Raw genomic sequence first — 24,897 nt, 5'->3', positions numbered from 1 at the left:
TCGTCACGTCGCGATGTGCCATCCGGGTTCCAGGGCGTCCAGGAGGGCCCGGAAGGTCTGGTCGGCCCGGTCCCAGTCGCCGTCCGCCAGCGGGGCGATCAGGAGGCCGAGGGAGGCGTCGGTCAGCAGGTCGGCCTGTGTCCGCGCCCGGTCCTCGGTCATGCCGAGGTCCCGGAAGACGGAGGTGAGCAGGGTCGTCCACTCGGTGACGATGTCGCGCATGACGGGCCCGTAGCGGTCCGGGTGCAGCACGCTGGCGCTCATGATCTCGAAGAAGAGGGGGAGCGTGGCGCGTACGCCGGGGTCGCTGAACCGTCGCCATGTCCCTTCCATGAAGCGGCGCAGGCCCGCGGGGTCCGTGGGTGGTCCGATGGTCTCCAGCAGTTCGCGGGCGTGCAGGAGGGGCCGGCGCTCGTAGATGTCGAGGGCCTCGGCGACCATCCGTTCCTTGGCGCCGAAGTAGTACAGGAGCATGCGGTCACTGGTGCCCAGGGACTTGGCCAGCGGGCGCAGGGACAGGTCCGCGAGGCCGTTGCGCATCACGTACTCGCGGATCCGGTCGAGAAGATCGCGTCGCTTGGCCGGATCGGGCGGGCGAGGCATGGGGGCTCCTCGGTGCATGAGGTTCCAGGACTCCGACTCCCGGCTGTGAGTCCCGGCTGTCCGTAAAGTCTGTTTTGGTCGGGTCTTTACCGTAGCAGTTGTTACATCTATATTTGAGGTGTAGCAACTGCTACGCACAAGGGGCCTGGCGCGTGCCGGGCGCGCTCGCGGCGGATCGCACGACCGCCCGCTCGGAAGGGACTGATCCCCATGGCCACCCAGGCCATCGGCCACTCCGTCGCCCATCGCCGTGGAGGTCGGTTCGCCCGTGCCACCGGGCCCTCCTGGTTCGCCAGGCAGTGGGCTCTGTGGTCCCGCATGCTCGCGCCGCTGCGACCGCTGGACGCGCCGCGCGGCCGGGTCACCGCCTGGGACGCCTCCTGGCCCCTGGAGCGGGAGCTGACCTCGGTGCGCCGGGCCCGGCGCCTGGTGACCGCACAGCTGGGCGAGTGGGCTCTGGAGGACCTGGTCGACACCGCGGAACTGCTGGTCAGTGAACTGGTCACCAATGCCCTGCGGCACACGCGCGGCCCGCTCAGGCTCAACCTGCGACTGCTCCATTCGCAGCTGCTGTGCGAGGTCGAGGACACCGAGCCCGCCTGCCCCTCGCGCAACGCCGTGGACGCGGACGCGGAGAGCGGCCGGGGCATCGAGCTCCTCGACCTGCTCGCCGACGCCTGGGGCGGCACACGGACGGCCACCGGCAAGACCATGTGGTTCGAGCTGCGGGCCGAGGCCCACGCGCAGGGGGCGCAGACGCCGCGGACGCCGTGACGGCTGCCGTGCAGGGGCGGGGTGAGCGGGACCGCTCGCCCCGCGGGATCGCGAAAGCCGCAGGTCTCGGCGCTACCGTGGAGCCACGTGTCGACTGCCTGACCGTACCGAGGAGCAAGTGGCATGGAGATCGTGACGTCGCAGAAGATCACCACGTTCCTGATGTTCGAGGGCAACGCCGAAGAAGCCATGACCTTCTACGTCTCGCTCTTCGACGACGCCGAGATCGTCAGCATCACCCACTACGGCTCCGACGGTCCCGGCGAGGAGGGCAGCGTGCAGCACGCGACGTTCTCGCTCGCCGGCGGGCACTACATGTGCATCGACAGCCCTGCGAAACACGGCTTCACCTTCACACCCGCGATCTCGTTCTTCGTGCAGTGCGACAACGAGGCCGAGATCGACCGCCTCTACACGGCCCTCGTCGATCGGGGCACGGAACTCATGCCGCTCGGGGAGTACGGCTTCAGCCCCAGGTTCGGCTGGGTCAACGACCGGTTCGGGGTCTCCTGGCAACTGAACCTGCCCGCGTGACCCGGAAAGCCGACGAGGCCTACGCCGGCCGCTGCGGTCGGCGCGGGCCGCAGTGGTCGGCGCGGGCCTCAGTGCAGTACGGACTCGCCGCTGCGGACGGCACGCATGGCCCGCTCGACGGTTTCCCGGTTCTCGCCGACCGGAGCCACGTAGTCGACGACTGCGCGGGCGGCATCCTCCCCGAGCGTGCGGGTGATCACCCACGCGGCGAGATACTGGGACGCAAGGCAGCCGCCCGCCGTGGCGATGTTCCCCTCGGCATGGAACGGCGCGTCCAGCACGGTGACGTCGCAGGCCTCGACGAAGGGCCGGCTCTTCCTGTCCGTGCAGGCGGGCATGCCGTCCAGCAGCCCGAGCCGGGCAAGCACCAGCGCGCCGGAGCACTGCGCACCGATCAGCTGTCGCGACGGGTCCAGCGTCAGCCTGGAGATCAGCCGGTCGTCGGCGACCACGTCGCGCGTCCGCACCCCGCTGCCGACCAGCACGACGTCGGCCTCGGTCACGAACTCCATCGGGCGCTGCCCGGTCACCTCGACGCCGTTCATGGACGTGACCACCGGCGCGGGCGTCGTGATGAACGCCTCCAGGCCGTCCTTCCGGCACCGGTTGATCAGCGAGGAGGCGATGAAGCTGTCGAGTTCGTTGAATCCGTCGAAGGTGAGCACCGCTACCTGCATGGGATCTCCTCACAACACGGCACCAGGGGTCCTCACACCAATGGCACCGGGGTTCCCACGACACGGCACCAGGGATCGGAGTGTCCCAGACGCGCTGTGCCCGGGGCGATGGCCAATCCATGAGCGGTGGCTCATCGGTCGGCGCACCCGGAGACCCCGGTGGCGACGTCGTCCGCCGTCCGGGACGAGGAGGGCCTGCCGCACCGGCACGGCAGGCCCGGGCGGTCGGCTGCCCGGGGTGTCAGTCGAGCAGGTTGGCCGTATCGCGCAGGGCGGCCAGGACCGAGGCGTAGGCGCGTGCCTTGATGGTGCCCAGGGTGTCGCCGGCCTTGCTCGTCTGCGCCTCGGCGATCTCCACGGCCCTGGAGCGTACGGCCTCCTGGTCCACCGCCCGGTCGACGATGCCGACGGCCGCGGCGTCCGACCCGCCGTAGCGACGGGCGGTGACCATGGCCTCGTGCGCGGTCTGCGGCGACAGCCGGGACCTGATCAGGGCGGCCATGCCGGGCGTGAACGGGATGCCGATGTCGGCCTCGGGCAGACAGAGGAAGCCGCGGTCGGCGCGCATGACGCGGAAGTCGTGCGCGAGGGAGAGCATCGCGCCGGCGGCGAAGGTGTGCCCCTGCAGGGCGGCCACGGTGATCATCGGCAGGGACAGCACACGGGCGAAGAGTTCGTGGACGGAGCGGCGATAACTCCGGCGCTGGTCGCCGTGGGAGCCCAGCCACTCCAGGTCGAGGCCGTTGGAGAAGAACTTGCCCGTCGCGGCGGTCACCAGGGCGCGCGGCCCCTCTGCCTTCTCCACCTCGTCCAGTGCCGCGTCGACCGCGGCGATCCAGTCGGGGTGGAAGCGGTTCTCACCGTCTCCGAGATCGAGCACGAAGACGTTGTCCTGGCGGTCGAGGGTAGGCATGTGCACTCCCGGGAGTCGTGCTGTCCATCCGGGTACGGGTGGACCTCGACTCATTCGGCGACGGCCACCTGGGCCGGTGCGGAGCCGGACCGGCAGGGTCCCGACGGTGTTGCCGGCGGCGGGACATCGCCGGGCCGTGGCAGGCACCCACTCCTCCACTGTGGCACCGCACCGGCGAGCGCTCGACAGCAGGAGTCCGGGCCCGCACGCCTGCGGCCTCGCCGGACGCGTTCCGCGAGGCGAAGGAGCGGCGCACAGCGGCCGGGAGCAGGCTGGACAGTGGAGGTGGGTTGCCGTGGCGGAAAACGAAGTCGCCTCACACGCCGGCGACGCTGCAGTACTCGAAGCCCTGTTCCACCAGTCCCCTACGAACCTGCTGGTCCTGGACACGGAACTGCGGATCCTGCGGATCAGCCTCGCCGGGCCGGTCCTGTACGAAGCGCCCCCCGAACGGATCGCGGGCCGGCACATCACCGAGGTGTTCGACCTTTCCGCACCCGGTGAGGTGGAGGCCATGCTGGAGAGCGTGCTGGAGAGCGGCGCTCCCGCACGGGGGCAGCTGGTGGGGGTCCGTGCGAAAGGGACGCCGGGGCCCGAGTACCGGTTCTCCGTCTCGGCATCCCGGCTGCAGGGCACGCAGGGCAAGGTGTGGGGGGTTCTCGCGGAAATGCTCGATGTCACCGAACGCGAAAAGGTGGACGCGCGTCTGCGCATCCTCGGCGCGGTGCGCAACAACGTGGGACAGACCCTCGACGTGGTGGCCACCTGCGAGGAACTCGTGCGGGAGGTGGTGCCCTGCCTCGCCGACATCGCCGTGGTGGAGGTGGTGGACGCAGTGGTACGCGGCGATAACCCCCCACCGAGCCCGCTGGGGCCCGAGGTGCCGCTGCGCCGGGCCGCCTTCGGCCACAGCGGCGGCGAGGGGCAGGTCGAGGCCCATCCGCTGGGTGACGTGCGCGCCCTGCCCTTCACGACGCCCTACGCCCAGTCGCTGGCCGACCTCAAACCCCGCCTCGTCGCCCTGGGCCCCGACACACCCTGGCTGGCGGCCGACCCGCCGCGCGGCGAGGCGATCCGCGCATCCGGTGCCCACAGCCTGATCACCGCACCGCTGACACTGCGCGGCACCGTACTGGGACTGCTGAGCCTGTACCGCACCGACCACGCGGACGCCTACGACAGCGGCGATGTCACCCTCGCCCTCTCGGTGGCCGCTCACACCGCGCTGTGCATCGACAACGCCCGCCGCTTCACCCGTGAACACACCATCGCCCTGACCATCCAGCGCCACGTGCTGCTGCCCCGCCCCGCGACCCGGACCACCGTGGAGACCGCGCACCTGCACATTCCCTCCGAGGCGGGCGGAGGCGGCGGGTTCGACACCTTCGCCCTGTCCGGCGCCCGCACCGCACTGACGGTCGGCGAAGTCGCCGGCGAGGGCATCCACGCGGCCACCACCCTGGGACAGATACGGACCGCGACCCACTCCCTGGCCGCCTTCGACCTGGAACCCGACGAACTGCTCGCGCGCCTCAACGACACCGCCATCAGCCTGGCCCAGGAACGCGCGGCTCTGCCGCCCGGCGACCCCATGCCGCTCACGGGAAGCTGCGTGTACGCGGTCTGCGATCCGCTCGCCCAGACCTGCACCGTCGCCCTGGCCGGACATCCCCCGCCCGTCATCGCCCATCCCGACGGGAGGACGGAGATCCTCCACCTGCCCGCCGGACCTCCGCTCGGCAGCGCCGAGGGCCCTCCCTTCGCCGCCACCACCTTCTCCGTCGCCGACGGCAGCGTCCTCGCCTTCTACACCTCGTCCCTCCTGCGCACCTCCCCGTCCCCGGACACCCTCCAGAGCGTGCTGGCCCAGCCCGGCCGGCCCCTGCAGGATCTCTGCGACGACATGCTCTACCGGCTGCGGAACACCACCCACCGCGGCGACATCCTCTTGCTGCTGGCCCGTACCCGCACGTTCCCCGCCGACCAGGTCGCCGTGTGGCCGCTCGACCGCCATCCCAAGGCTGTCGCCGCCGCACGCACGCGCGCCCAGCATCAGCTGACCCGTTGGGGAGTGGACGAGGAGACCGCCTACACCACCGAGATGATCGTCAGCGAACTGGTCACCAACGCCGTCCGTTACGGCGCCCCGCCCCTGCAGCTGAAACTCATCAAGGACTGCACACTCACCTGCGAGGTCCACGACGGCAATGCCCTCGCGCCGCGCCTGCGCCACGCGAAGACCGTCGACGAAGGAGGGCGGGGGCTGTTCATCGTCGCCCAACTCGCACAGAACTGGGGCGTCCGCTACTCCCTGGGCGGCAAGACCGTCTGGGCCGAGCAGGCTCTGCCGGCCGCAGCCTTGCCCGGACGGTCCGGCGGCCCGGCGGACACGCCGTTCAGGGCGAGGACGTGAACCCGTCGGACCGGTCGAGGCGGAACGGAGAGCCCAAGGCCGCCGGCGTCCAGCCCCTGCCGAGAGCGAACTCGATGGCACCGGCAACGTCGGCCGGCCGTACGGGCTCGGCTTCGTGTCCGAGCCAGTTGCCCGGATGCGGCCGGCCGGTGGTGACCACGAGCGTCGTTATTTCAACCACCCTTCAGCACGCCTGAGTTCATCTGAATTCGGGTGAACGGCCCCGCGCGGCGCTCGATACTCCTGCCGACAGTGGCACGCCCGAGGCGCAGCTCAAAAAGGTCCATGCGGACATTCGGAGGAAACTTGCTGCCGTGGGGAGGGAACTGGACCCCGGCGCATCGTATTGCCTCCCTCGCACGGAGTGCTCCCATCCCGCACGGTGTCGCCCCGGCAGTGCCGAGCAGGACCGGCCCGTGGTGTCCGGGCCGCCGTTCGTGCAGTGGCGTGCTCCGTGTGCGCGCCGTGGACACGCCTGCTCCACGGTGCGCGGGACGACGGCGTACGGGATGGGAGCTGGGGGGTGGGGGACCGCTTGGCCTAGCCGGCGAAGTGGTCGATCACGTTGCCGTTTCCGCACTTGTTGGCGGAGACGGGGAAGTAGGCGCTCAGGATGGGAACCCCGAGCGATCCCGAAAGGCAGGCGGGCGCCGGTGAGAAGGTCCAGTTGTTCCCGCCGGTGACGCCGCCGCCGAAGTTGGTGCCGGTGTCGGCGTTTGCGGGAGCGGCCATGGCCATGGTGGCCAAAGCGACCGCGGCAGTGATGATGATCTTTCGCATGTTCGCTGTAACGACCGGAATGATCAAAGGGTGCGCCCGGTCATAGCCATGTCCCCCGCTTGACCGAAGAAATGAGCACCAACGGGGAAGGGGGAACCGAGAAGGGGGAACCGAGAACGGGGAACCGAGAACGAGGGGCCTGAAGGGGAGCGAGAAGCGGCCGCCCTGCGGATATCGGCGGCCTTCCCGATGGGAATTCCCTGAATTCCGGCTGTTTTCGACGCGGTTCCGGCCGCGGCCGGAACATTCGTTGCGATTTCCTCGGGTAGTCGTGCGAGTGCCGTGGGTGCCCGCATCGGGTTGCGGCGCACGGACGGAGAGTCGCGGACGGAGACCAGGGGGAGGACCATCGAAGGCACGGAGGCAAGGTGGTGGCTATGGGGACACCTGCGACGCTGTTCAGCGAGAGTCCGGAGGATCCGTTCGCCCTCGGGCACGGCGGTTCGGCCGTCCTCGACGATCACGGCACCGTGGTCGGCTGGAGCACACGGGCGCAGGAACTCCTGGGCTATCCGGCCAAGGAAGTGATCGGACGGGCGTGGCCGGACCTCCTGATCGACGCGCGTGACCTGCCTCTCGCACGAGCCGCCGTCGCCGTCGCCATGAGGACCGGGGGCTGGTTCGGGGTCCTGCCCGTCCGGCACCGGGACGGGCGGCGTGTGGAGCTGGGCTTCCGGGCCCGTGCGATCACCCGGGAAGGAGAGCACCGGGAGTGGGTCCTGGTCGGTGCCCCCGCCGCGGACGTCGTCGCCTGGCAGCGGGACCGTGCGCTGCTGGACGGCCTGTACCGAAGGTCTCCGATCGGTCTGGTCATCCACGGACCGGACAGAAGGGTGATCCGGATCAATCGTGCGGTGGAGAAGGCGAGCGGCGTCCCGGCCGATCTGCCGGTGGGCCACCGGCCCGGCGAATTCCTGGTCGACGAGGACGCGGGCCCGGCGGAGGAGCGGGTGCGGCACGTCCTGGAGACCGGAGAGCCGTTGATCTTCACGGAGCAGTCCGCCCGGGCGCGCCACGATCCGGGCCGGGAGCGAATGGTGTCCGTCTCGGCGTTCCGCATGGAGGACGCGGCGGGGCGGGTCCTCGGGGTGGCCGAGACGATCGAGGACGTCACCGCCCGCTACCAGGCCCAACGTCGGCTAGCCCTGCTGAACGAGGCGAGCGCCAGGATCGGAACCTCACTGGACGTGAGGCAGACCGCGCACGAACTCGCCGATGTCGGCGTCCACGGCCTGGCCGACTACTGCTCGGTGGACCTTCTGCGGCCGGTCACGCTCGGTGACGAACCGGCTCCCGGTGCTTCAGGCCCACTGATCCGCGTGGCCTTCTCGCCCCCGGAACGACGGATCCCCTTCCACGAGGGCGAGGTGATTCCCCTCCTTCCGGAATCTCCGCAGGCGCGGTGCCTGGCCGAGTGCCGTCCGATCGCCGAACGGCGGCTGTCCCTGCGCCCCGAGTGGTACGCCATGGACCGGCGGCGGGTCGAGATCGCCCTGGGCCTCGGCGTCCATTCGCTGATCGTGCTGCCCCTGGTGGCGCGCGGCCTGGTGCTGGGCATCGTGAGCCTGTGGCGGGCGCGCCATTCGGAGCCCTTCGAGGAGGACGACGTCGCGGTGGCCCAGGAGTTCTCCTCGCGTGCGGCCGTCTGCATCGACAACGCGCGCCGCTTCACCCAGCAGCAGAACGCCGCTCTGACGCTGCAGCGCAGCCTGCTGCCGGGCGTGGCCTCCGACCTGCCGGCCGTCGACGTGGCCTGCCGCTACTTTCCGGCCAGCGGTGAGCCGGGCATAGGCGGTGACTGGTTCGACGTGATCCCGTTGTCCGGGGCCCGGGTCGCCCTCGTGGTGGGGGACGTCGTCGGCCACGGGATCCATGCCGCTGCCTCGATGGGCCGTCTGCGCGCGGCCGTACGCACCCTGGCCAGCCTCGATCTCGAACCCGACGAGATCGTGGCCCGGCTGGACGACCTGGTCAGCCTGCTGGCCGGCGAGCTGGAGGCGACCGCCGACGACAACGAGTCCACGGTCGAGCAGGTGCTCGGGGCCACCTGCCTCTACGCGGTCTACGATCCGGTCTCCCGGCACTGCTCCATGGCACGCGCCGGTCACCCGGCACCGGTGGTCTCCACGCGGGACGGTCAGGTGGACGTGGTCGACCTGCCCGCAGGGCCACCGCTCGGCCTGGGCGGTCTGCCGTTCGAGACGTACGACCTCGACCTCCCCGAGGGCAGCCTGCTCACGCTCTACACCAATGGCCTCCTGGAGGCACGCGACGGTGACATCGACGTCGCGCTGGAGAGTCTGCGCGCATGTCTCGCCCGCCCCGAAGACTCCCTCGACAGCACCTGTCACGCCGTGGTCGAGGCGCTGCTGCCCAAGGACTATCTCCCCAGCGACGACGTCGCGCTGCTCGTCGCCCGTACCCGGGTGCTGCCGCCGGAGAACGTCGCCTCGTGGCAGCTGCCCCTGGAGCCGACCGCCGCCGCCCGCGCCAGGGAGCTGACCACGGCGAAGCTGGCGGAATGGGGTCTGACGGACCTGGCCTTCACCACCGAGCTGGTCGCCAGCGAACTCGTCACCAACGCCTACCGGTACGCGGCCGGCCCCGTCGTCCTGCGCCTCATCCGTACGCACTGCCTGATCTGCGAGGTCTCCGACTCCAGCCACACGTCCCCGCATCTGCGGCGGGCCCTGACCACGGACGAGGGCGGGCGCGGGCTCTTTCTGGTCGCGCAGCTCACGGAGCGCTGGGGCACCCGCTACAGCCACGACGGCAAGACCGTGTGGACGGAACAGGCTCTGCCGTCCGCGTGACCTCTCGGGCGAATCCCTGCCGCCCGCGTGCCTCCTTGGGCAATGTGCGCCTCGGGCGACGCGTTCCTCGGTTGATGCGTTCCTCGGGCGATGCACTCCTCGGGCGATGTGCGCCTCAGGTGATGCGCGGGGCCTCCTGGCGTGTGCCGGTGCCCCTGGGCTGCGCCATGCACAGCGCCCAGACGACGACTCCCGAGAACGCGATCATCAGGGTGGACCACACGGGGGAGTACGGCAGGGACAGGAAGTTGGCGATGATGACCAGCCCGGCGATGACGATGCCGGCAACCCGTGCCCACTTCGCCGTCTGGAACAGGCCCAGGCTCACCAGCACGGCGACCGCGCCCAGGATCAGGTTGACCCAGCCCCAGCCGGTCAGGTCGAACTGGAAGATGTAGCCGTGTGTCACGAGGAACACGTCGTCCTGGGCGATTCCCATGATGCCGCGGAAGATGTCGATCACCCCGGCGACCAACAGCATGACGGCGCCGAAGAGCATCAGCCCGCTCGCCCACTGCTGTTTGCGGGTGCGTGTCGTGTGTGTCGTGGTCATCTCTCTGCCTCGATCGGTTGTCTCCGACGGACGGTCGTCTCCGATGAACAGCGGTTTCGTCCGATGAACGGCGAGAGCCCGGTGGGGCGGGGCTCGGTGGGGCGGGGCCCAGTGGGCGGGGCGCCGCGAGGGTGGTCAGGTGTGGGGGACCGAGGCGGCACGGCCCACGGGGGCGTTGTCGGTCAGGACCAGGTTCTTCGCCCTCTGGAACTCCTCCTGGGTGATCTCGCCGCGGGCCCGCATCTCGGACAGTCTGACCAGTTCGTCGGTGGGGCTGGGGCGACCGCCGCCGCTCGCCGTCTCACGGACGTAGGAGTCGAACATCTGCTGCCGCGCCCGGACCTGTTCCGCGTCTCGGCGGCCCATGTCCTTGCCGCGGGCGATCAGATAGACGAGGACCCCGAGGAACGGCAGCACGATCACGAACAGCAGCCAGCCGGTCTTGCCCCAGCCGCTGAGAGAGTCGTCGCGGAAGATATCGAAGACGATCTTGAAGAGCAGGAAGAACCACATGACCCACAGGAAGATCCACAACATGGTCCAGAAGGCGCTCAGCAGGGGATAGTCGTACGCGAGAGGCATCTGCGTCTTCCCTTCTTCTCCCTCCCGGGCCCACACCCGGACGGCGTTCTGCCTCCACTGTGCGCAGGGCGGGGGCGGGCCGCCTCACACGGTCCGGGTGAGCTTGCGGGCGATGGGCGGACGCGCGCACGAGCGGCGCGGAGGAAGCGGCGGGCACACCTGCCCCGGTCCGGCGACGGGCGTGCCCGGTCCGGTGACGGCGTGCCCGGCCCGGCCGTCCGGCTCGACGCGCGCCACCGGCCGAGCGCCCCTACGCTTGACTGGCAACCGCCGTACACGCAGGGGGATTCCGCGTTCAGCGGGTGGCGGTTCGCTCCCTACCGCACCGGAAGGCGGACCCATCATGGCCACTGCATCCGACGCTCCCGTGCTCGAGACGATCGCCGCCATGACCATCGACTCCATCGAGCACTGTCACATGGACGAGCGGACGCTCATCCTCACCCGCATCGCCGCGCTGGTGGCCATGGACGCACCGTCGATCTCCTATCTGGCGCACATCAACCCCGCGATCAAGGCCGACTTCACGGTCGAGCAGCTGCAGGACCTCCTGGTCGCCATCGCCCCCGTCGTGGGCACCGCGCGGGTCATGTCCGCCGCAGGCCACATCGCCCAGGCGTTCGGCGTCGCGATCGCACTCGCCGACAGCGAGGCGGTGGCCATCGCCCAGGCCGAGGCCGAGAGCCGCAGCACCTCCTGAGCACCCGCCCTGCCGGCCGGGGAGGGCCCGCGGGCGCGAGGCTCCTCCCCGGCCGGGTGACCGGCTGCTCCGGTGCCGCGGCCGCGCTGTTGCGGAGGGGAGTGGCCCCGCGTTGGAATCAAGTGTGAGGCACTTTGGCGGCGCCGTGACTGCCGACCGTCCCGCTCCAGGAACGGGGCCCGGCCGGAAAGGGCTCAAGAACAACGCCCTGGGCATGTTCTCCTCGGTCGCCATGGGGCTGGCCTCCACCGGCCCGGCGTACAGCCTCGCCGCCACGCTGGGCATCATCGTGGCCGGGGTCGGACTGCAGGCCCCGATCGTCACCATGCTGGCGTTCATCCCGATGCTGCTGGTCGCGTACGCCTTCCGGGAGCTCAACGCGAGCAACGCCGACTGCGGGACCACCTTCACCTGGGCCACCCGCGCCTTCGGACCGCGCACCGGCTGGATGGGCGGCTGGGGCCTCATCGTCGCCAACATCATCGTCATGGTGAGCCTCGCCCAGATCGCCGCCTCCTACGGCTTCCGGCTGGTCGGCCAGGTCGGTCTGGCGGAGAGCCGGCTGTGGACCACCGTGGCGGGCGTCGTCTGGATCGTCCTGCTGACCGTGATCTGCTACGTCGGCATCGAGTTCTCGGCCGCCGTCCAGCGCTGGCTGCTGTGCCTGGAAGTGCTGATGCTGGTCGTTTTCGCCGTCGCCGCGCTGGTCAGGGTCTACACCGACCCGCCCCCGACGGCGATCCACGTCTCCGCCTCCTGGTTCAACCCCTTCGAGGTGCCCTCGGTGAACGCTCTGACCTCGGGCGTCCTCGCGGGGGTCTTCATCTACTGGGGCTGGGACACGGCGTTCTCGGTCAACGAGGAGACCGTCGACAGCACGTGCGTCCCCGGGCGTGCCGCGATCCTTTCCACCGTGCTGCTCCTGGTCATGTACGGGCTGGTGTCCACCTCGGCGCAGGCCTTCGCGGGAGTCGGCGCCTCGGGCATCGGGCTCGGCAACACGAACAACTCCGACAATGTGTTCTCCGGGCTGGGCGAAGCCGTGTTCGGGGCCGACCAGACGGGGCTGGTCCTGTCGAGACTGCTGATCCTGATGGTGCTGACCTCCGCGCTGGCCTCCGCCGAGACGACCATCCTGCCCATGGCCAGGACCGTCTTCTCCATGGCGGTCCACAAGGCCCTCCCCTCCCGGTTCGCCCGGGTCCACCGCAGGTTCCTCACCCCGACCTGGGGGACGGTGGGCATGGGAGTGGCCTCGATCGCCCTGTTCCTCCTGCTGACGTCGTTCAGCCGGAACGTCCTGGCCGACTCGATCGACTCGGTCGGTCTCGCGATCGCCTTCCAGTACGGACTGGCCGGCTTCGCCTGCGTCTGGTACCACCGCAAGGTCCTCACCCGCAGCACCAGGGACCTGGTCTTCAAGGGCGTGCTGCCGGGGCTCGGCGGGTTGTTCATGCTCCTGCTGTTCCTCTACGCCACCTTCGTCGTCTACGCGAACCCCAACTACGGCACGACCAGCGTCGACCTGCCGCTGATCGGAAGGACGGGCGGGGTCACCGTCCTGGGCCTGGGAGCCCTGCTGATCGGTCTCCTGCTGATGCCGGTGGTCACCCGTGGCCACAGCGTGGCCCTCAAGCTCCAGCGGAGCCTGCTGCCGGGCCGCCTGCCGCCGCACGCCGCCGTCTACTCGGCGAGCCGCTACATGCCCGCCGACAGCGGGTCCGGGGTGGGCGGCGACTGGTACGACGTCATCCCCCTGTCGGGCACCCGGGTCGGCCTGGTCGTCGGGGACGTGCTCGGGCACGGACTGCGCGCCGCGGCCACGATGGGAAGCCTGCGCACGGGGGTGCGCGTCCTGGCCCGGCTGGACCTGAGCCCCGACGAACTGCTGTCCCGCCTGGACGACCTGGTCGAGCACACCGCGAACGAGGGACGGGTCGGCCACGGCCCGGGCCGCAGGAAGCCGCGGGCCGACGAGGCGCTGGGGGTGACCTGCCTGTACGCGGTGTACGACCCCGTCTCGGGCAGATGCAGCCTGGCCCGGGCCGGGGAGCCGGTGCTGGCTGTCGTCGAACCGCACACGGGCGTCGTCGACTATCCGGAGCTGCCCACCGGGCCGCCGCTGGGCATCGGCGGCCCGCCCTACCAGAGCATGGAGCTGGAGCTCGCGCCGGGCAGTCTCCTCGCCCTCTTCACGGGGGGCCTCCTGCAGGCGACCGACGGCCGTGACGCCGGGCTCGCACAGCTGTCCCAGGTCCTCGCCGGCGACCGGAGCTCTCTGGAGGACCTGTGCGACCGGGCGGTGACCAGGCTGCTGCCCGGCCCGGTGGACGTGGACGCGACGCTGCTCGTGGTCCGCACACGCCTGCTCGACCAGAACCAGTTCGCCGAGTGGGCGCTGCTCCCCGACCCGGCGGCGGTGGCCACCATCCGCTCCGCCGTCAGCAAGCAGCTGCACGAGTGGGGCGTGGACGACCTGTCCTTCACCAGCGAGCTCATCGTCAGCGAACTGGTCACCAACGCCATCCGCTACGTCGGTGGCCCGATCCAAGTGCGCCTGATCCGCGACCGGACCTTGATCTGCGAGGTCTCCGACACCGGCCACACCACACCCAACCTGCGGCACGCCGCGAGCGACGACGAGGGCGGCCGGGGCCTGTTCATCATCGCCCAGATGACCCACCACTGGGGTACGCGCTACACCTCCACCGGCAAGACCATCTGGACCGAGCAGGACCTGCCGCCGCCGGACGGCGGGTAGGAGCTCCCGTGCGGTCAGGAGCTGCGGAGGGCGGAGGTGGTCTTGCCGGTGCGGTCGCGCAGCAGCACGCGCAGGGTGTTGGCATGCTCGTAACCGACTTTCCGGGAGATCGTCTCCAGCGACAGGCCGGTGGTGCGCAGCAGGTGGGCGGCGTGTTCGACCCTCAGGTCCTGGACGAAGCGGACGGGGGAGGTGCCGAGCACGCGCTGGACGGTGCGTTGCAGGGTCCGCTCGCTGACGCCGAGGGCCTTGGCCGCTTCCGGGATGCTGATCGGCTCGGCCAGGTGCGCACGCACCCAGCGCTCGAAGGCCGCGACGGTCGGGTCGCTCTGCGCCAGCGCGCTCGGGATGGTGTAGGCGGACTGCGAGGGGCGTTCGTCGACGACCAGGTAGCGGGCGATCAGGTCGGCCAGGGCGGGACTGCTCGCGCGCACGATCGCCAGGGCGAGGTCGACATGACCGAAGGCCGCGCCCGCCGTGGTGATGTCGCCGCAGGCGACGACCATCCTGCTCTGGTCGAGCTCGACCGCCGGATACCGGGTGCGGAAGACCGGCGCCAGCCACCAACTGGTGGTCGCCCGGCGGCCGTTCAGTGCTCCCGCCTCGGCGAGCAGGAACGTGCCGGTGCACGCCGAGGCGATCGGAGTGCCGCGTGCGCACGTCCTGGCGATCAGCTCCCGCACGGGAAGCGACGCCTCCCCGGCGACGTGGTCGACGAGGGCCTCGGGCCGGCGTTCGGCCAGCGCGGGAACGATCAGCAGATCCGCCGAACGCGCACGGTCGGCCGGCCGGGCCGTCACGAGATGCCCGGCTCCCGTGCGGATCTGCGGGCGGAAGCCGACCTTCGTCACGTTCCAGGTCGGCGGGTGGGCGATCTCCCCGCTCATCGCGTTCGCGCCTTCGAGCACGTCGAGGATGGCCGAGAGCCCGGAGTCGAACACTCCGTCGTACACGAGAACCGCAACGTCCATGACGGAAACCATATCAATGGAGTCGTTTCTGCCACTGATGGGCTGATCGGCCGACGGCATACGTTCGCCGTGTGCCGGAAGCCCGGCACTTCGCGACCAGAGGAGTCATCACGATGAAGATCGGTCTGTTGGCGCGCATCGAGGCCAAGGCGGAACACGCCGACGAGGTCGAGGCGATGCTGCGCGGCGCGGTGAAGCTGGCCGAGGAGGAACAGCACACGGTCACCTGGTTCGCCTTCCGCCAGGACGCCACCACCTTCGGTGTCTTCGACACCTTCGAGGACGAGGCGGGACGTGAGGCGCATCTGCACGGTCGGATCGCCGCGGCGCTCAGGGGCGCCGCGGAGACCCTGCTCAGCTCGCCTCCCGTCATCACGCCCGTGGAACTGCTCGGCGCCAAGGTCTCCTGACGGGGCCGGCCCGAGCGGTCGGAGACAGAAGGACGAAGAGAGGGAGAACCGACGTGACAGCGACCACGGACCCCCACGACATACGCTCCCGCACCCACACCTGGCGGCGGCCGGTCCCCTGGGCCGAGGCCGGCGACGCGTCCGGTCTGGAACTGCTCCAGAAGATCCTCAAGGGTGAGCTGCCCGATCCGCCCATCGGGGGGACGCTCGGCTTCCGCCTGGTGGAGGCCGACGAGGGACGGGCGGTGTTCGAGGGTGATCCCGGCGAGCATCTGCTGAACCCGATGGGGACCGTGCACGGCGGGTTCGTGGCCACGCTGCTCGACTCCGCCCTGGGCAGTGCGATCGCGGCCGCCCTGCCCAGGGGCCGCGTCTACACCACGATGCAGCTCAACATCCACCTGGTCCGGCCGGTCTTCGCAGGAACGCCGGCACTGCGCTGCGAGGGCCGCACCGTCCATGTGGGCCGCACGACGGCCACAGCCGAGGCCCGCGTCGTGGGCACGGCCGACGGCAAGCTCTACGCCCACGGCACCACCACGTGCGCGGTCATGGGACCCGGGCGCACGGGCCCGCCCTCGGCGACCGGCGGCCCGACGCCGCAGGAGGAGGCAGGCGGGGAGGGGGAGGGGAGCGCGCCGCAGGGGAGGGGAGCGGCGGAGGGGGCGGCGGAGGGGGAGGGGATCACACCGTCTTGACCTGGCCGCCGTCGATCGTGAACTCGGCCCCCGTGATGTTCCCGGCGAGCGGGGAGGCGAGGAAGAGGGCCAGATCGGCGACTTCACGGGCTTCGGTGACCCGCCCGGTGGAGATGCCCATGCTCTGCGGCACGACCACGTCGATGGCTTCCTGCGCGGTGGTGCCGGCCTGGGCCGCCGTCGCATCGGCGAAGCCGCCGGGAGCCGTCCAGAAAGGGGTGCGGACCGGGCCCGGGGCGATCGAGTTGACCCGGACGCCCCGCGGTGCGAACTCCTCGGACAGCGACTTGGTCAGGCTGGTCAGCCCGGCCTTGGCCGCGGAGTAGTCCACGACCATGGGGAAGGGAAGACGGGCGTTGATGGAGCTGATGTTGACGATGGCACCGCCGTCCCCGTCCAGCAGGTGGGGCAGCGCCGCGCGACTGCTCCGCACCGCGCTGAACAGGGTCATGTCGAAGATCCGCTGCCACTCGGCGTCGTCGACGTCCAGGAAGCTCGGCCGGGACGTCGCGGTGCCCAGGTTGTTGACCAGGACGTCGACCCTGCCGTACTGCTCCACGGCGAGCCGGACGAGCGTGTCCGGCCCCTCGGGGGTGGACAGGTCGACCGGGACCGCGGTGACGCCGTGGTCCGCGTGGAGCGCCTCCAGTTCGGCAGTGATGCTCCGGCTGCCGGTGACGACCCGTGCGCCTTCGCGGGCGAACGCGTCGGCGATGGCGAGGCCGATGCCCTTGCTCGCCCCGGTGACGACGGCGACCCGGTCGGTGAGCTGGAGGTCCATGGCGCCCCTTTTCGTCGTTGATCACCGGATATGTCGAGCGTACGCGGAGCCGGTGACTCCGGCTCAGGGAGCAGGACGGCCGCCCACGGCCGGCCCCGGAGGGTGCATCCGTTCACCGGTGGGCGAGTTGGACCGCCGGGACCGAGGCGATCTCCTAGGCTGAGCAGGCCGTTTTGGGACAGGGACAGTCAAGGAAAGGACCCGCGCCGTGTCGGCTCAGCTCTCGGACGACCTCAAGGCTCTCCTCGACGACCATCCGCTCTTCGTGTGCCTGGCCACCGTCCAGCCCGACGGCAGTCCCCAGCAGACGATCACCTGGGTCAAGCGCGACGGCGACGACCTGCTCGTCTCCACGACCGTCGGACGCCGCAAGGAGAAGAACCTCCGCCGGGACCCCCGCGTGACCGTCATGATCAACCCGCCGGACGCGCCGTACACCTACGCCGAGATCCGGGGCACGGCCACCATGACCACCGAGGGCGGCCCGCAGCTGATCGACGAGCTGTCCCGCAAGTACACGGGCAAGGCCTACGCGGAGTTCAACCCGGCGTCGAAGGACGACGCGGAACGAGTCGTCGTCCGCATCACCCCGCGCAAGGTCGTCGGTTCCCTCTGAGGCGCACCCGAGACCGGTCGGCCCGCCGTGAGCGGCCCCCGTGCGGCCGGAGTGAGGGCCGAGGTGCCCCGGCCGGGTCAGCCCAGGATCGCGCGCTTCTGGGCGGCGAACTCCTCGTCCGTCAGGATGCCCTGGGCACGGAGGTCGCCCAGCTCCTTCAGCTGGTTGATCTTGGCGGTCATGTCGTCCTCGGTGGACGGCGGCGGGGGCGGCGGTGCGGGTGGCGGCGGGGCCTCCTGGGACGGGGCCGGCTGGTAAGCGGCCTGTTGTTCGGCCTGGGCGGCCCAGCGGCCGGCCTGACGGCGTGAGACGCGGTTGGACACGGCCGTGGCCGTTCCCGCGACGACCGCGGTACGGGCGACACCGCGCAGCAGTCCGGGCATGTTCTCACCTCCTGGGTGACGCCGGCGTGTGCTCGGCGTTGCGGGACTCGACGGCTTCCAGGGACGCGAGCAGCGCCTGCACCGGTATGCGGCCGGCCGCCACGAGCTGGGCGCCACCGCGTCGCAGGGCGACCGCCAGGGGAGCCGCCCAGAGGTTCTCGTAGACGATGATCGCGGCGGAGTTGCCGGGCTCCAGTGCCGTACCGGCGTCGTCGATGTCGGACTGGTCCAGCAGCCCGGAGGAGGCGCCCTCGAACACGGTCAGGTCGACGTCTCCCTCCAGATCGCCCAGGTCCAGCGCGATGACCGTGCCGTCGCTGTCCTTGCGCACGAACAGGAGGTCGAGGACGCGGATGATCCCGCGGTCGACCAGATCCAGGAGCAGCGGGAAGCCCTCGCCCGTCAGGCGGTGGCCCGGGAACTCCACGACCAGGTAGTCGACGGGCCCCATCTCGTCCAGGTTTTCGCTGTGTTCGCTCATGGCTGTCAACTCGCTAGGGGTGGGTGGTGGTGGACGTGCCCGGTGGGCAACCGGCCGGTTCGGTGTCCGTCTTCGGCAGGCGGGCCGCGGCGGCGAGCCCCAGGAGCCCGATGACCGCCAGGGTGATCATCGCCGCGGCGTAGGCGCCGGTGGTGAGGCCGGAGACGAGGATGGTGCCGGCGATGGCGGTGCCGAAGGAGGAGCCGAGGTTCGACACGCTGCGGGACAGGCCCGAGATCTCGCCCTGCCGTTGTTCGGGGAAGCTCGACTGGACCACGTTGACCGACGGGGTGAGCATCACGCCCAGGCCCAGTCCGATCAGGAGCAGCCCGGGGACGAAGGCCCAGCCGGACGAGAAGGCCGCGACCAGGGCGATCAGTACCACCACGCCCGCGTCGGCGGCGACGAAGCCCGTCATGATCAGCGTCCGCTGGGAGCGGCGCGCGGCGAGGCGGGCGGCGACCAGTGACGTGGCGAGCAGCCCGAGGGTCGCCGCCGTGAAGACGACGCCGGTCTCGATGGCGTCGTAGTGCCGCACGACCTGCAGATAGGCCGCCACGGTGAACGACGTGCCCATGAGCATCAGCCACTGGACGTTCTGGGTGACGAGCCCGAGGTTCGAGGTGCGGTTGCGGAAGAGGCTCAGCGAGAGCAGCGGCTCCTCGCCACAGGCCTCCTTCGCGCGCGCCGAACGCAGGAACCACACGAGCACGAGCACACCGAGGGCGAGCAGGACGACCGTCAGCCACAGGCTGTTGTCGGCCGCGAGGATGCCCATGACGACGAGCACGAGGCCGACCGCCGACAGGATCGCTCCGCCGGTGTCGAAGGAGCGGTCCGGATCGGGGGGCAGCGGGTCCTCGATGCGCCGGCTGAGCATGACGATCACCGCGATGACCAGGGCCTGGAACACGAAGGCCGCCCGCCAGCTGATGCCCGTCGTGATGAGTCCGCCGATCAGCGGTCCCGCGGCCGCCCCGATGCCGCCCAGCGCCATGATGATCCCGAACGCGCGGGCCCGTGCGGTCAGGTCGGTGAACATCAGCGTGGTGAGGATGTAGACGGGCGGGATGAGCAGGGCCGTGCCGACGCCCTCCAGGATCGAGTTGCCGAGGATGAGGACCCCGAGCCCCGGGGCCGCCGCGCTCAGCAGGGCGCCGACGGCGTAGACGACCAGGCCGGTCAGGAAGCAGCGCTTGCGGCCGTAACGGTCGGTCAGTTTGCCGCCGGGGATCATCAGGGCCGCCATCACCAGCAGGAAGACCGTGATCGCCACCTGTACGCCCTGGACGGTGGTGTCCAGGTCCCGGCTGATGTCGTTGATCATCACGTTCATGTTGGAGCCGGCGAAGCTGCAGATGAACTGGGCGAGGGCCAGGGCCGCCAGCGCTCGTCGCGTTCCCGGCGGCTCGGCCGAAGCGGTCCGCTCAGCCACCGTCACGCCTGCCCAGCTCCTCGTCGAGGGCCATGGCCGCGGTGACCAGCGCGAGATGGGTGAACGCCTGCGGGAAGTTGCCGAGCTGCTCGCCCGAGGGCCCGATCTCCTCGGCGAACAGGCCCACGGGGTTGGCGTAGGTGAGCATCTTGTCGAAGGCGTACCGGGCCTGGTTGAGCCGGCCGGCGCGGGCGAGCGCCTCGACATAGAGGAAGCTGCACAGGTTGAAGGTGCCCTCGGAGCCGCGCAGTCCGTCGGGGGAGGCCGCCGGGTCGTACCGGTAGACGAGGCTGTCGCTGACCAGTTCCTCGTCCATGGCGTCGAGGGTGCTGATCCAGTCCGGGTCGTGCGGGGACAGGAAGCCGACACGCGGCATGAGCAGCAGCGAGGCGTCCAGGACGTCGGTGTCGTAGTGCTGCACGAAGGCCTGGCGCTTGTCGTGCCAGCCGCGTTCGACGATCTGCTGGAAGACGGCGTCCCGGGCGGCGGTCCAGCGCGCGACGTCCGCGGGGCGGGCGAAGCGGGTGGCCGCGCGGACGCCGCGCTCGAACGCCACCCAGGTCATCAGCCGGCTGTAGGTGAAGTTCTGCCGGCCTCCGCGGGTCTCCCAGATGCCCTCGTCCGGCTCGTCCCAGTGGTCGGCGAGCCAGTCCAGCACTTTGGACAGCGCCTTCCAGCCGCGGAGCGCGCCGATGTCCCCGCCGACCAGCAGCGCGTCGGAGGCCTCGCCGTAGATGTCCAGCTGGAGCTGGTCGGCGGCGGCGTTGCCGGCGCGCACCGGCCGTGAACCGGCGTAGCCCTCCAGGTGGTCGAGGATCTCCTCGGTGAGATGGGGTTCGCCGTCGACGCGGTACATGATCTGCAGGGGGTCCCCGGAGGCGGTTCCGCCGGCCTCGACGCGTTCGCGCAGCCAGTGCCGGAAGGCGTGCGCCTCCTCCGCGAAACCGAGGTCGATGAGCACGCGGACGGACAGCGAGGCGTCGCGGACCCAGGTGTACCGGTAGTCCCAGTTGCGCTCGCCGCCGATCTGTTCGGGCAGCCCCATGGTGGCGGCGGCGACGGGGGCTCCGGTGGGCGCGTAGGTGAGGAGCTTGAGGGTGATCGCCGACCGGTTGACCATGTCCTGCCAGCGTCCGCGGTAGTTGCTGGACCTCAGCCACGACTGCCAGAAGTCCCGGCATCTCTCCCCTGCGTCGTAGATGTCCGCCATGGAGGGCTGCGGCGCAACGGCCGAGCCGCTCGCCGCGCTGGTCAGCGTCATGGCGGCCATCTGCCCGGCGGTCAGGGTGAAGCGCGCGGTGACGTCGTCGCCGTCGGGCCGCAGCACCACGTCGTCGGTGGTCTGCAGGTGGAGGTCGGTGCCGGGACCCTGGAAGACGGCGGTGTGGCCGTCGGGCAGGTCCAGGGTGTGCCGGGCCCGTCCGTAGTCGAACCGCGGCCGGCAGGTCAGGGCGAAGGGCAGGCTGCCCCGCACGACCCGGGCGATCCTCGTCAGACGGTGCCGGTCCGTCGGGGTCCGTGCGGTGAGGGGTTCCATGAAGTCGGCGACCTCGCCGACGCCGTCGGGGGTCATGAACCGGGTGACCAGGATGGCCGTGTCGGACAGATAGAGCTGCCGGACCGTCACCCCGCTCCCGTCCGGCATGTCCGCCGCCACCTGCCAGTGTCCGCCGCGCTCGGCGTCGAGCAGCGAGGCGAAGACGCTCGGGCTGTCGAAGCGGGGGGTGCACCACCAGTCGACGGTGCCGTCGGACGAGACGAGCGCGGCCGTCTGCAGATCGCCGATCATGCCGTGCTCTGCGATCGCTGGGTACCGGGTCACGGGAACTCCCTCCGCCGCACCGGGGGGCCGGGACATGCCGGATGCCGCACCTGTGCCCGTCCACGCTCGCCGAAACGGCACCCCCGGGGCCTCACCCGGAGTGGGTGACATCCGGGGCGACGTCCGGGCTGACATCGGGGGGACATACGGGGCCCCACCCGGACGGGACGACTCACTCCTTCAGGGACAGCTTCAGGGCGACGATCAGCAGTCCGAGCAGGAGGTTGACCGCATCGCTGAGGATCACCTGGGACCGGGTGGCGCCCGCGCGCAACGCGGCGGCCGTCGACCAGCCCACCTGGCCGGCCAGGGCGACGGCGAGGGCGAGCCAGGCCGCGCCCGCGGCGTCGAGCCCCAGCAACGGGCTGACGAGCACCGCGACCGCGGGCGGAACGGCCGCCTCCACGATCGGCCACTCCTCGCGGCACACCTCCACCACGACCCCGCGATCCAGGGCGCGCTGCGCCATGCGCGCACCGAACAGCTGGGCATGCACGTGCGCGAGCCAGAAGATCACCCCGGTCGCCAGCAGCAACAGCGCCAGTTCCAGCCGGGGGAAGGGGCCGTGCGCACCCGCTCCGACCACGACGGAGGCGGCCAGGAGCGAGCCGTACAGCCCCCCGGTGTAGTCCGCGTGGGCCCGGCGCGCAGACCGGCGCGCGCGTGCCTGTGTCCGGGTCTGCTTCGGCATCCTCGCTCCAGGGGCCCTCGGGGCGTTCCGCGCCCGCCCCTCCAGGCTGTGCCGCCGGGCGGCGGGACGCCTCGCCTGCTCCGGGTGACCCGGGTACGGCGCAGCCCGGGCCGGGGGAGTGACGCGGGCTCGGGCCGGGGAGTCGCACGGGCTCGGGCCGGGGGAGTCACGCAGGCCTGGGACGCAGGAGCGACGCCGGGCCGCGCTCCGCTCAGCGGTCGTTCTGGTCCTCGGCCCGGTGCCGGGACACCTGCTGCCGTACGGTGCGCCAGCGCGACCGGGTCTGCTCGACCAGGTCGTCCCACTGACGGCGCACCTCGTCGTCCGGGGTGCGCTGTCCCCGGGCGATCCGGTACAGCTCGTCCTGCACCTCGCGCCCCAGCGCGGCGGACCCGACGACGATGAGCATGACGCCGAACAGCGCCGAGATCATCGCGAAGACCGCGCCGACCACTCCGTACCGCTCGGCGGAGGTGTTGAACAGATGCGGCAGATAGACGGACGCGGCCACGGAGTAGACCGCCGTCACCACGGCCGTCGTGACGCCGAAGGGGATCAGGTCCCGCCAGGCGATCCTGCGGGCGGACAGCAGATGACCGCTCCAGACCAGGAAGACGGCGCTGACCGGTACCTCGCAGACCACGGCGGCAAGGCCGGTCCTGCCCCCGCCGAGGAGGGCGCTCAGCCACCCGCTGACCAGCGCGTAGCCGAGGCCGGACAGCAGCCACCACAGGCCGTTGCGTGTGTTGCGCACGCTGAGGGGCTTGAGTTCCCAGACCTGTTCGAACAGGCGCTGCAGGGTCCGGGTGAAGCTCAGGGCCGAGATCGCCAGGAACAGCACACCGAACACGCTCACGCTCGTGCTGCCGCCCTCGGCGGGCGAGAAGAGGGCACTCACCGCCTCGGCCCCCGCCCCGCTGAGGCCGTACCGCTTGATGATCCGCTGCGCGGCGTCGTACGAGGTGAGGCTGCCCAGCAGGGTGCCGCCCAGGATCGCGGCCGGGACCAGCGCGGTCAGGGCGCTGGACGCCAGGGCCATCGAGCGGTCGAACCCCGCGACCCGCTGGAAGCGGTTGAGTGCCCGCAGCGCGAAGGTGGGACGCAGCCAGAACGTCAGCGCTCTGACCAGGTGCCGACGACTGATCTCCGCCGTTGTGCCCTCCTGACGGCCGTTCAGGACGCTGGTGAAGACTGGTGGATATGCGAGGAAAGCTGGTGAAGTGACCCTATCCGACCTGGGGATGGAGCGGCGAAGAGGCCCGCCGGGGAACCCCGGCGGGCCTCTCGGGACGTGCCGCGGGCTCAGACGGCCGGCGCGTACTTCGGGTTGGGGCCGTGCTGGTTCGGCTCCGCCTTGCCCTCGCTGGCGAGGAAGACGATGAGGATGATCGTGCCGATCAGGGGGATCAGCGCGATGAGGATCCACCAGCCGGTCCGGTCGGTGTCGTGCAACCGGCGGACGGCGACACCGAGCCCGGGCAGCAGGGTGGCGAGGCCGTAGAGGATGCCCAGGATGCTGGATCCGATGGCGTAGTCGACGATCGCCAGCACGATGCTGATGATCAGGTTGAACAGGAAGAACATCCAGTATTCCTGCCGACGTGCGCGGCCGGTGAACACCGCGTACTTCTTCAGCACGTCCACGTACCAGTGCATGCGCCCCCCAAGGGTTGTGATGTACGTCACCCCATCGAATCAGTAGGCGTGGCCGGAAGCCATCACTCTGGCGTGCACAGTTCAAGGCGTTACCGTCCTGCGGCCGTTCGGTGACCAGGACGTCCCACAGCAGCACCATCCGGCGCCTGCGACGGGGTGCGCCCCAGGCGGTATGCGGCCCGCGCCGGCCGGCAGGACGATGGGAGGGGGCGGCCGCGACACCCGACGGGAGGCGCGCCCATGGCTCAGCAGGCGAAGGCGACGGCCCAGGCCCGGAAAGCCGTCAGCACGGGAAGCGTGTTCTTCTCCTTCGCCCCGTGGATCGTCTTCGGAGTGGTCGCCAGTCCCAGCACCTGGGAGTACGCGGCGCTCGCCGCGCTGATCGCCGCCATCGCCCTGTCGGGCCAGGACCTCCTGCACGGAAAGCTCCGCATCCTCGACATGACCGGCATCGTGTTCTTCGCCGTCCTCTCGGTCCTCGCCCTGGCCGTGCACCGCGGACAGCTCGTCTGGGTGGAGACGTACGCGCAGGTCATCTCCAACGGGCTGGTCGCCGCCGTGGCGCTCGGATCACTGTTCTTCGACCCCTTCACCGCGCAGTACGCGCGGGAGTCGACGCCGCCGGACGTCTGGGACACACCCGTCTTCACACACATCAACAAGGTGCTGACCGCCGTGTGGGGCGGGGCCTTCGCCCTGATGACCCTGTCGACCTACCTGGCCATCCGCTTCCCGTCCCAGGACGACTGGTTCAACTGGGTCGTCCCCATCGCCCTGCTGGTGTGGGCCGTGAAGTTCACCCAGCGCTATCCGGAGTCGTACAAGGCGCGCGCGGTCTGACCGGACCCGA

25 protein-coding genes are annotated in these 24,897 nt (G+C 70.7%); 10 read left to right on the top strand and 15 right to left on the bottom strand.

From position 1 onward, the window contains the following. Window positions 1-3 precede the first annotated feature (3 nt). The gene (locus tag ACFZCP_RS19795; RefSeq protein ID WP_391428308.1) at window positions 4-603 is read right to left on the bottom strand and encodes a TetR/AcrR family transcriptional regulator; all 600 of its coding nucleotides are present in this window, start codon (window positions 601-603) and stop codon (window positions 4-6) included. A gap of 210 nt (window positions 604-813) precedes the next feature. Between ACFZCP_RS19795 and ACFZCP_RS19790 the strand changes: the two genes are divergently transcribed. Continuing rightward, window positions 814-1,377, top strand: a complete 564-nt coding sequence (locus ACFZCP_RS19790) for an ATP-binding protein (protein ID WP_391428307.1) — start codon at window positions 814-816, stop codon at window positions 1,375-1,377. A 123-nt stretch (window positions 1,378-1,500) separates the two neighbouring features. Next, window positions 1,501-1,911, top strand: coding sequence for a VOC family protein (locus ACFZCP_RS19785; RefSeq protein WP_391428306.1), 411 nt, complete (start codon window positions 1,501-1,503; stop codon window positions 1,909-1,911). A 68-nt stretch (window positions 1,912-1,979) separates the two neighbouring features. On the opposite strand, the gene ACFZCP_RS19780 is transcribed toward ACFZCP_RS19785, so the two are convergent. Both ACFZCP_RS19780 and ACFZCP_RS19775 read right to left on the bottom strand, forming a co-directional pair. Next, on the bottom strand, window positions 1,980-2,588 hold the full coding sequence (locus tag ACFZCP_RS19780) for a DJ-1/PfpI family protein (protein ID WP_391428305.1): 609 nt from the start codon (window positions 2,586-2,588) through the stop codon (window positions 1,980-1,982). 241 nt (window positions 2,589-2,829) lie between these two features. Beyond that, window positions 2,830-3,501, bottom strand: a complete 672-nt coding sequence (locus ACFZCP_RS19775; RefSeq protein ID WP_391428304.1) for an enoyl-CoA hydratase-related protein — start codon at window positions 3,499-3,501, stop codon at window positions 2,830-2,832. A 295-nt stretch (window positions 3,502-3,796) separates the two neighbouring features. Here ACFZCP_RS19775 and ACFZCP_RS19770 point away from each other — a divergent pair, with 295 nt between their 5' ends. Next, on the top strand, window positions 3,797-5,914 hold the full coding sequence (locus ACFZCP_RS19770; RefSeq protein WP_391428303.1) for a SpoIIE family protein phosphatase: 2,118 nt from the start codon (window positions 3,797-3,799) through the stop codon (window positions 5,912-5,914). Window positions 5,915-6,454: 540 nt separating this feature from the next. On the opposite strand, the gene ACFZCP_RS19765 is transcribed toward ACFZCP_RS19770, so the two are convergent. Further along, the gene (locus tag ACFZCP_RS19765; RefSeq protein ID WP_391428302.1) at window positions 6,455-6,694 is read right to left on the bottom strand and encodes a hypothetical protein; all 240 of its coding nucleotides are present in this window, start codon (window positions 6,692-6,694) and stop codon (window positions 6,455-6,457) included. A 377-nt stretch (window positions 6,695-7,071) separates the two neighbouring features. Here ACFZCP_RS19765 and ACFZCP_RS19760 point away from each other — a divergent pair, with 377 nt between their 5' ends. Then, entirely contained in the window at window positions 7,072-9,507 is a 2,436-nt protein-coding gene (locus ACFZCP_RS19760; protein ID WP_391428301.1) for a SpoIIE family protein phosphatase, read from the top strand. A gap of 115 nt (window positions 9,508-9,622) precedes the next feature. Here the strand turns inward: ACFZCP_RS19760 and ACFZCP_RS19755 are convergent, their stop codons facing one another. Continuing rightward, window positions 9,623-10,060, bottom strand: coding sequence for a hypothetical protein (locus tag ACFZCP_RS19755; protein WP_391428300.1), 438 nt, complete (start codon window positions 10,058-10,060; stop codon window positions 9,623-9,625). A gap of 135 nt (window positions 10,061-10,195) precedes the next feature. Continuing rightward, a complete protein-coding gene (locus ACFZCP_RS19750; RefSeq protein WP_391428299.1) occupies window positions 10,196-10,642 on the bottom strand; it encodes an SHOCT domain-containing protein in 447 nt (148 codons plus the stop codon). A 343-nt stretch (window positions 10,643-10,985) separates the two neighbouring features. On the opposite strand from ACFZCP_RS19750, the gene ACFZCP_RS19745 reads away from it, so the two are divergent. Both ACFZCP_RS19745 and ACFZCP_RS19740 read left to right on the top strand, forming a co-directional pair. Continuing rightward, window positions 10,986-11,342 carry a carboxymuconolactone decarboxylase gene (locus tag ACFZCP_RS19745; protein ID WP_391428298.1) on the top strand — a complete coding sequence of 119 codons (357 nt, stop codon included), beginning with the start codon at window positions 10,986-10,988 and terminating at the stop codon, window positions 11,340-11,342. Window positions 11,343-11,556: 214 nt separating this feature from the next. Next, window positions 11,557-14,103: an amino acid permease gene (locus tag ACFZCP_RS19740; protein WP_391428332.1), complete on the top strand. Its 2,547-nt coding sequence runs from the start codon at window positions 11,557-11,559 to the stop codon at window positions 14,101-14,103. 14 nt (window positions 14,104-14,117) lie between these two features. Here the strand turns inward: ACFZCP_RS19740 and ACFZCP_RS19735 are convergent, their stop codons facing one another. Next, window positions 14,118-15,074, bottom strand: a complete 957-nt coding sequence (locus ACFZCP_RS19735; protein WP_391428297.1) for a helix-turn-helix domain-containing protein — start codon at window positions 15,072-15,074, stop codon at window positions 14,118-14,120. Between the two features lie 113 nt (window positions 15,075-15,187). Here ACFZCP_RS19735 and ACFZCP_RS19730 point away from each other — a divergent pair, with 113 nt between their 5' ends. Further along, complete coding sequence (locus ACFZCP_RS19730) at window positions 15,188-15,484, top strand: putative quinol monooxygenase (protein ID WP_391428296.1); 297 nt, start codon at window positions 15,188-15,190, stop codon at window positions 15,482-15,484. Window positions 15,485-15,537: 53 nt separating this feature from the next. After that, window positions 15,538-16,182 carry a hotdog fold thioesterase gene (locus ACFZCP_RS19725; RefSeq protein ID WP_391428295.1) on the top strand — a complete coding sequence of 215 codons (645 nt, stop codon included), beginning with the start codon at window positions 15,538-15,540 and terminating at the stop codon, window positions 16,180-16,182. Here ACFZCP_RS19725 and ACFZCP_RS19720 read toward each other — a convergent pair. Beyond that, the gene (locus ACFZCP_RS19720; RefSeq protein ID WP_391428294.1) at window positions 16,169-16,963 is read right to left on the bottom strand and encodes an oxidoreductase; all 795 of its coding nucleotides are present in this window, start codon (window positions 16,961-16,963) and stop codon (window positions 16,169-16,171) included. The two genes, ACFZCP_RS19725 and ACFZCP_RS19720, sit on opposite strands and share 14 nt — an antisense overlap. 208 nt (window positions 16,964-17,171) lie before the next feature. Here ACFZCP_RS19720 and ACFZCP_RS19715 point away from each other — a divergent pair, with 208 nt between their 5' ends. Further along, window positions 17,172-17,579, top strand: coding sequence for a PPOX class F420-dependent oxidoreductase (locus tag ACFZCP_RS19715; RefSeq protein WP_362697621.1), 408 nt, complete (start codon window positions 17,172-17,174; stop codon window positions 17,577-17,579). A 77-nt stretch (window positions 17,580-17,656) separates the two neighbouring features. On the opposite strand, the gene ACFZCP_RS19710 is transcribed toward ACFZCP_RS19715, so the two are convergent. From ACFZCP_RS19710 to ACFZCP_RS19680, 7 genes are all read right to left on the bottom strand, one after another. Next, on the bottom strand, window positions 17,657-17,962 hold the full coding sequence (locus ACFZCP_RS19710) for an SHOCT domain-containing protein (RefSeq protein ID WP_391428293.1): 306 nt from the start codon (window positions 17,960-17,962) through the stop codon (window positions 17,657-17,659). Window positions 17,963-17,966: 4 nt separating this feature from the next. After that, entirely contained in the window at window positions 17,967-18,443 is a 477-nt protein-coding gene (locus ACFZCP_RS19705) for a DUF6325 family protein (protein ID WP_362697615.1), read from the bottom strand. A 13-nt stretch (window positions 18,444-18,456) separates the two neighbouring features. Next, window positions 18,457-19,884, bottom strand: a complete 1,428-nt coding sequence (locus tag ACFZCP_RS19700; protein ID WP_391428292.1) for an MFS transporter — start codon at window positions 19,882-19,884, stop codon at window positions 18,457-18,459. Then, complete coding sequence (locus ACFZCP_RS19695; RefSeq protein WP_391428291.1) at window positions 19,871-21,700, bottom strand: glycoside hydrolase family 15 protein; 1,830 nt, start codon at window positions 21,698-21,700, stop codon at window positions 19,871-19,873. Before ACFZCP_RS19695 ends, ACFZCP_RS19700 begins: the two co-directional genes overlap by 14 nt. Window positions 21,701-21,872: 172 nt before the next feature. After that, a complete protein-coding gene (locus tag ACFZCP_RS19690) occupies window positions 21,873-22,391 on the bottom strand; it encodes a hypothetical protein (protein WP_391428290.1) in 519 nt (172 codons plus the stop codon). 211 nt (window positions 22,392-22,602) lie between these two features. Next, complete coding sequence (locus ACFZCP_RS19685) at window positions 22,603-23,430, bottom strand: hypothetical protein (protein WP_391428289.1); 828 nt, start codon at window positions 23,428-23,430, stop codon at window positions 22,603-22,605. Window positions 23,431-23,693: 263 nt separating this feature from the next. Then, window positions 23,694-24,047, bottom strand: coding sequence for a DUF805 domain-containing protein (locus ACFZCP_RS19680; protein ID WP_391428288.1), 354 nt, complete (start codon window positions 24,045-24,047; stop codon window positions 23,694-23,696). A 240-nt stretch (window positions 24,048-24,287) separates the two neighbouring features. Here ACFZCP_RS19680 and ACFZCP_RS19675 point away from each other — a divergent pair, with 240 nt between their 5' ends. Continuing rightward, window positions 24,288-24,887 carry a hypothetical protein gene (locus tag ACFZCP_RS19675; protein ID WP_391428287.1) on the top strand — a complete coding sequence of 200 codons (600 nt, stop codon included), beginning with the start codon at window positions 24,288-24,290 and terminating at the stop codon, window positions 24,885-24,887. The last annotated feature ends 10 nt before the right edge of the window (window positions 24,888-24,897 follow it).

The organism is Streptomyces sp. NPDC007971 (genome assembly GCF_042958635.1).
Lineage (GTDB): Bacteria > Actinomycetota > Actinomycetes > Streptomycetales > Streptomycetaceae > Streptomyces.
This window is presented reverse-complemented; position numbering and strand designations above follow the sequence as displayed.

Bases quoted from the DNA above. Each gene is read 5' to 3' on its own strand.
- ACFZCP_RS19795 (WP_391428308.1), bottom strand. From the start codon at position 603: ATGCCTCGCCCGCCCGATCCGGCCAAGCGACGCGATCTTCTCGACCGG.
- ACFZCP_RS19790 (WP_391428307.1), top strand. From the start codon at position 814: ATGGCCACCCAGGCCATCGGCCACTCCGTCGCCCATCGCCGTGGAGGT.
- ACFZCP_RS19785 (WP_391428306.1), top strand. From the start codon at position 1,501: ATGGAGATCGTGACGTCGCAGAAGATCACCACGTTCCTGATGTTCGAG.
- ACFZCP_RS19780 (WP_391428305.1), bottom strand. From the start codon at position 2,588: ATGCAGGTAGCGGTGCTCACCTTCGACGGATTCAACGAACTCGACAGC.
- ACFZCP_RS19775 (WP_391428304.1), bottom strand. From the start codon at position 3,501: ATGCCTACCCTCGACCGCCAGGACAACGTCTTCGTGCTCGATCTCGGA.
- ACFZCP_RS19765 (WP_391428302.1), bottom strand. From the start codon at position 6,694: ATGCGAAAGATCATCATCACTGCCGCGGTCGCTTTGGCCACCATGGCC.
- ACFZCP_RS19760 (WP_391428301.1), top strand. From the start codon at position 7,072: ATGGGGACACCTGCGACGCTGTTCAGCGAGAGTCCGGAGGATCCGTTC.
- ACFZCP_RS19755 (WP_391428300.1), bottom strand. From the start codon at position 10,060: ATGACCACGACACACACGACACGCACCCGCAAACAGCAGTGGGCGAGC.
- ACFZCP_RS19750 (WP_391428299.1), bottom strand. From the start codon at position 10,642: ATGCCTCTCGCGTACGACTATCCCCTGCTGAGCGCCTTCTGGACCATG.
- ACFZCP_RS19745 (WP_391428298.1), top strand. From the start codon at position 10,986: ATGGCCACTGCATCCGACGCTCCCGTGCTCGAGACGATCGCCGCCATG.
- ACFZCP_RS19740 (WP_391428332.1), top strand. From the start codon at position 11,557: ATGTTCTCCTCGGTCGCCATGGGGCTGGCCTCCACCGGCCCGGCGTAC.
- ACFZCP_RS19735 (WP_391428297.1), bottom strand. From the start codon at position 15,074: ATGGACGTTGCGGTTCTCGTGTACGACGGAGTGTTCGACTCCGGGCTC.
- ACFZCP_RS19730 (WP_391428296.1), top strand. From the start codon at position 15,188: ATGAAGATCGGTCTGTTGGCGCGCATCGAGGCCAAGGCGGAACACGCC.
- ACFZCP_RS19720 (WP_391428294.1), bottom strand. From the start codon at position 16,963: ATGGACCTCCAGCTCACCGACCGGGTCGCCGTCGTCACCGGGGCGAGC.
- ACFZCP_RS19710 (WP_391428293.1), bottom strand. From the start codon at position 17,962: ATGCCCGGACTGCTGCGCGGTGTCGCCCGTACCGCGGTCGTCGCGGGA.
- ACFZCP_RS19705 (WP_362697615.1), bottom strand. From the start codon at position 18,443: ATGAGCGAACACAGCGAAAACCTGGACGAGATGGGGCCCGTCGACTAC.
- ACFZCP_RS19690 (WP_391428290.1), bottom strand. From the start codon at position 22,391: ATGCCGAAGCAGACCCGGACACAGGCACGCGCGCGCCGGTCTGCGCGC.
- ACFZCP_RS19685 (WP_391428289.1), bottom strand. From the start codon at position 23,430: ATGGCCCTGGCGTCCAGCGCCCTGACCGCGCTGGTCCCGGCCGCGATC.
- ACFZCP_RS19680 (WP_391428288.1), bottom strand. From the start codon at position 24,047: ATGCACTGGTACGTGGACGTGCTGAAGAAGTACGCGGTGTTCACCGGC.
- ACFZCP_RS19675 (WP_391428287.1), top strand. From the start codon at position 24,288: ATGGCTCAGCAGGCGAAGGCGACGGCCCAGGCCCGGAAAGCCGTCAGC.